The sequence below is a fragment of the bacterium genome (genome assembly GCA_035529855.1).
Lineage (GTDB): Bacteria > RBG-13-66-14 > B26-G2 > WVWN01 > WVWN01 > WVWN01.
In genome coordinates, this window is the sequence record DATKVX010000132.1 from 1 (window position 1) to 4,506 (window position 4,506).

Genomic DNA, 4,506 nt, shown 5'->3' on the forward strand with positions numbered 1-4,506 from the left:
TGAGCTCGAGCTGGCGCGCTTCGCCGAGGGGCCCCGGCGCATCCCGCTGGCCGAGTTCCGCGAGCTGGTGCGCGAGATCAAGTGGGGGATGTGAGATCGCTACGTGAAAATAACTTACGATACAGAGGCCGACGCGATGTATATCCAAATCCGCGAGGCCGAACACGGCTCGACGCGAGAAGTAGCGCCGGGTTTGATATTAGATTTCGACGCTACGGGGGAAGTTACCGGTATCGAGCTATTATTCGTGAGCGAGCGTATTCCGATAAAGGAATTGCTGGATATTAATATCCAACTCGCCGTCGGCGCGAAATAAACTCGGGTTTTAAAATAGGTACGCTCGCCGAGTTCCGCGAGCTGGTGCGCGAGCTCAAGTGGGGGATGTGAAACGAGCTATATGAAATTCAAAGTCCACATCGAACCGGATGAGGACGGCGTCTTCGTCGCGACGGTACCGGCCCTGCCCGGGTGTATCTCGCAGGGGAAGACGGAAGAGGAAGCGGTCGCGAATATTCAGGAAGCGATCGCCCTTCATCTCGAATGTATGGCCGAGGATGGGGTGCGGGTCGGAACCTATTCATAACCGAGATTCGCCGAGTTCCGCGAGCTGGTGCGCGAGATAAAGTGGGGGATGTAGTATCCTGCCATGAAAATAAGCTACGACCGAGAAGTTGACGCGATTTATATCCAATTCCGGGGAGGGCGATTCGACCGTTGTGAGGAAACTTCGCCCGGGATAATTTTAGACCTGGACGCCGACGGCGCGGTGTTAGGGATTGAAATCCTCGACGTGAGCCGGCGGACGGGCCTGAAAGACCTTTTCGATATTAATATCTCGCCCGTCGGTGTGAAATAACGAACCGGCTTATTAAAAAGGTTAGCCGAGTTCCGCGAGACGGTGCGCGAGATCAAGTGGGGGATGTGAGATTATCCCCAAAGGAGTCAGCGTTATGAAAATTCTAATAGCGATATATCAGGACGAAGACGGCGTCTTCATCGCGGAATGTCCGGCTATACCCGGCTGCGTAAGCCAAGGGACGACGGAGGAAGAGGCCGAGTCGAATATTAAACAAGCAATTAAAGAATGTCTCGAGGTCCGCGCCGCGAAGGGAATGCCGCTCACGGTCGAGGTCCGCGAGCTCGAGGTAAACGTTTAGTGCCGAAAATACCGGTATTGAAACCCGACGAAGCCGTGAAAGGTTTCGAGAGGTTGGGGTGGGAAGTGGCGCGGCACCGAGGGAGCCATATAATTTTAACGAAACCGGGCCATATCGCGACGCTGTCCGTACCGAAACACCGAGAAGTCGCCCGAGGTACGCTGAGAAGTTTAATTCAAAAAGCGGACGTAACGCCGGAAGAATTCCTCGCGGCTTTGGGGAAATGATATAGACGCGCCGGAGGGATTTAAACCTTCTCTCGCGCTTGGTCCGGCGAAGCGGTCCGAGAAAGCAAACAGGATATGTGAAAGGGTCTTCTCCAACGTCGCTATAAACTATATCCGCCAATAATCGATATGGACTCCAAAGCCCTACGACAATCGTTCCTGGACTTCTTCGCCCAGCGCGGCCATAAGATCGTGGCGCCGGCGCCGCTCGTCCCCGCCGGCGACCCGACGCTGCTGTTCACCACCGCCGGCATGGTCCAGTTCAAGCCCCTCTTCGCCGGGACCGTCGAGCTGGCGTTCACCCGCGCGGCGAGCTGCCAGCCGTGCCTGCGCGCCGGCGGCAAGGACTCCGACCTCGCGCTCGTGGGCCACACCCTCCGCCACCACACCCTCTTCGAGATGCTGGGCAACTTCTCCTTCGGCGACTACTTCAAGCGCGAGGCCATCGTCTGGGGATGGGAATACCTGACCGGCGTCTTGAATATCGACGCCGAGCGGCTGTACGCCACGGTCCACGTCGACGACGACGAGGCCGCCGCCATCTGGCTCGAGGAGGTCGGCATCCCCGCCGAACGCCTCAGCCGCTACGACGAGGACAACTTCTGGGGGCCGGCGGGAGGGCTGGGCGCCTGCGGCCCCTCCTCCGAGATACACTACTACGCCGGCGACGACTACGGCTGCGGCCGCGACGACTGCCATATCAACTGCGACTGCGACCGCTTCCTCGAGGTCTGGAACCTCGTCTTCCCCCAGCTCGAGCAGCAGGCCGACGGCTCGCGGCTACCGCTCAAGAATAAAGGGATAGACACCGGCATGGGCCTGGAGCGGCTCGCTTTCGCCGTCCAGGGGGTGGAGGACAACTTCCACACCGACCTCTTCCTGCCGATCATCAAACGGGCCGAGGAGGTATTGAAGAAGGATTACGGCGCCGACGGCCGCACCCGGGCGTCGATGAACATCGTCGCCGACCACGCCCGGGCGCTGACGTTCGCCGTTGCCGAGAACGTCCTGCCGTCGAACGAGGGCCGCGGCTACGTCGTCCGCAAGTTGCTCCGGCGCGCGCTCCTCCACGCCTACCTCCTCGGTCTGGAGGAGCCGGCGCTCCACCGCCTGGTAGAGCCCGCGGTCGACGTTATGGCCGACGTTTACCCGCAGCTGCGCCAACAGCGGACCTTCGTCGAGGGCGTCGTAAAAGGCGAGGAGGAGAATTACCTCTCCACGCTCGCGCGCGGTATGGACCGCCTGCGGGGCAAACTGGCCGCCATAAAGAAGGGCGGAATTCTGGCGGGGGAGACGGCCTTCACGCTCTACGACACCTACGGCCTGCCGCTCGAGGTAACGGCCGAGGTCGCCGAATGGGAAGGCGTGGAGGTGGACGAGGCCGGTTTCGAGGAGGCGATGACGGCGCAGCGCCACCGCTCCCGGGCCGCCGCGGCCGGCGCCGAGGAGTTCCCCCTCGCGGGCAACCTGGACGACGTCCCGGCGACGACCTTCGTCGGCTACGAGGACTTATCGCGAGAGGCGGAGGTCCTCGCCGTCGTCACGAAAGAGGGCCGCCTCAAAGGAGCGCAGGAGGGAACCCGCGCCGTCGTCGCGCTGAACCTGTCTCCGTTCTACGCCGAGGCGGGGGGCCAGGTGGGCGACGCAGGCCTTCTGACGGCCGAGGGCGTCAAGTTCGACGTCGAGGAGACGACGAAGGCCGCCCAGGGCCAGTATCTCCACTTCGGCGAGGTCAAAGAGGGCGTTCTGAAAGAAGGGCAAAAGACCGCGGCCGCCGTCGACCGCGGCCGGCGCCTCGCCGTCGCCCGGCACCACACCGCGACGCACCTCCTGCACGCGGCGCTGCGCGAGGTACTGGGCGAGGGCGCGACGCAGGCCGGCTCGTTCGTCGGCCCGGCGTACCTGCGCTTCGACTACGCCTCGAGCCGGGGGTTGGAAGCCGAGGAGATCGAGGAGGTCGAGAGGCGCGTCCAGCGGAACGTCGTCGCCAACCTGCCGGTGTGGTGGACCGACATGGAGGTGGAGGAGGCCAAGGCCCGGGGCGCGATGGCGCTCTTCGGCGAGAAGTACGGCGAGCGCGGCCGCGTCGTGTGCATCGGCGGCGAGGGCGAGGAGATGAGCCTCGAGCTGTGCGGCGGCACCCACCTGTGCAACACCGGCGAAGTGGGGCCGTTCTACGTCGTCAGGGAGGAGGCCATCGCCGCCGGCGTCCGCCGCATCGAGGCCGTGGCGGGCGAGGCCGCGCTGGCGTACGCGCAGAGGATGCGCCGCATCCTCGACGACGCCGGCCGGGTCATAAAGACCGGCTGGGAGGACTTGCCGTCGCGGGTCCGGGGCGCGCTCGACGACCGGCGCGAGTTGGAGAAGAGGTTGCGGCAATACACGTCCAAGGAAGCCTCGGCTCGAGCGACCGAATTACTCGCGGGCGCGGTTGAGGTCGGGCCGGTGCGGCTGGTGACGGGGTTGCTCGCGGGCGCCGCGGCCGACGCCGTCAAGGAGGCGGCCTCCTCGCTTATAGCAGCCCATCCGGACGTCGTCGCCGTCTTCGCGACCGACGAGGGCGGCAAGGCCACGTTCTACGCCGGCGCCGGCGAGAAAGCCGTCAAAGCGGGCGCACACGCCGGCAACCTCGTACGCGAGGTCGCGAAGGTCATCGGCGGCGGCGGCGGCGGCAAGGCGGACTTCGCCCAGGCCGGCGCCAAGACGGCCGAGGGCCTGCCGGAGGCGCTGGCGAAGGCGGGAGAGGCCCTCAAGAAAACTATGGGGGTTTAAGTTCTATTACGTAGATATCGGTTGAGAGGCCGCGTTTAAAAAATTATGGCGCCGACCTTATAAATTTTTTATTATACTCAACGATAAATAGGGCCTAATCTTCTAAATGCTCGGAGGTAATACATGCGTAAAAACGTATTAACCACGCTGCTGGCAGTTTGTTCCGTCTCCGCCGCGATAGCGCTGCCCTCCGGGTTATCCGGTTTATCCGTGGGCATCGGCGCGGGCGGCCTCACCGAAGGCTACGTCCAGGGCGAGTACGACTTCATGCTTTCGCAGTACGTATGCCTGGGGCCGGAGCTGATGTTGGGCTTCGGCGGCGGCGGCGCGATCTACGGCGGCGCCGCGGG

Annotated in this window: 7 protein-coding genes; all 7 read left to right on the forward strand. The window is 63.3% G+C overall.

Annotation, left to right across the window (positions count from 1 at the left end):
* Positions 1 to 103: 103 nt before the first annotated feature.
* Positions 104 to 316 carry a DUF2283 domain-containing protein gene (locus tag VMX79_12870; protein ID HUV87989.1) on the forward strand — a complete coding sequence of 71 codons (213 nt, stop codon included), beginning with the start codon at positions 104 to 106 and terminating at the stop codon, positions 314 to 316.
* A gap of 81 nt (positions 317 to 397) precedes the next feature.
* A complete protein-coding gene (locus tag VMX79_12875) occupies positions 398 to 583 on the forward strand; it encodes a type II toxin-antitoxin system HicB family antitoxin (GenBank protein ID HUV87990.1) in 186 nt (61 codons plus the stop codon).
* A gap of 63 nt (positions 584 to 646) precedes the next feature.
* The gene (locus VMX79_12880; protein HUV87991.1) at positions 647 to 856 is read left to right on the forward strand and encodes a DUF2283 domain-containing protein; all 210 of its coding nucleotides are present in this window, start codon (positions 647 to 649) and stop codon (positions 854 to 856) included.
* Between the two features lie 94 nt (positions 857 to 950).
* Entirely contained in the window at positions 951 to 1,157 is a 207-nt protein-coding gene (locus VMX79_12885; protein ID HUV87992.1) for a type II toxin-antitoxin system HicB family antitoxin, read from the forward strand.
* Positions 1,157 to 1,384 carry a type II toxin-antitoxin system HicA family toxin gene (locus VMX79_12890; GenBank protein ID HUV87993.1) on the forward strand — a complete coding sequence of 76 codons (228 nt, stop codon included), beginning with the start codon at positions 1,157 to 1,159 and terminating at the stop codon, positions 1,382 to 1,384. The genes VMX79_12885 and VMX79_12890 overlap by 1 nt, the downstream gene beginning before the upstream one ends.
* Before the next feature lie 129 nt (positions 1,385 to 1,513).
* On the forward strand, positions 1,514 to 4,156 hold the full coding sequence (alaS, locus tag VMX79_12895) for an alanine--tRNA ligase (GenBank protein ID HUV87994.1): 2,643 nt from the start codon (positions 1,514 to 1,516) through the stop codon (positions 4,154 to 4,156).
* Positions 4,157 to 4,279: 123 nt separating this feature from the next.
* On the forward strand, positions 4,280 to 4,506 hold a 227-nt coding region (locus VMX79_12900), incomplete at its 3' end, for a hypothetical protein (GenBank protein ID HUV87995.1).

Bases quoted from the DNA above. Each gene is read 5' to 3' on its own strand.
- VMX79_12875 (HUV87990.1), top strand. From the start codon at position 398: ATGAAATTCAAAGTCCACATCGAACCGGATGAGGACGGCGTCTTCGTC.
- VMX79_12880 (HUV87991.1), top strand. From the start codon at position 647: ATGAAAATAAGCTACGACCGAGAAGTTGACGCGATTTATATCCAATTC.
- VMX79_12885 (HUV87992.1), top strand. From the start codon at position 951: ATGAAAATTCTAATAGCGATATATCAGGACGAAGACGGCGTCTTCATC.
- alaS (HUV87994.1), top strand. From the start codon at position 1,514: ATGGACTCCAAAGCCCTACGACAATCGTTCCTGGACTTCTTCGCCCAG.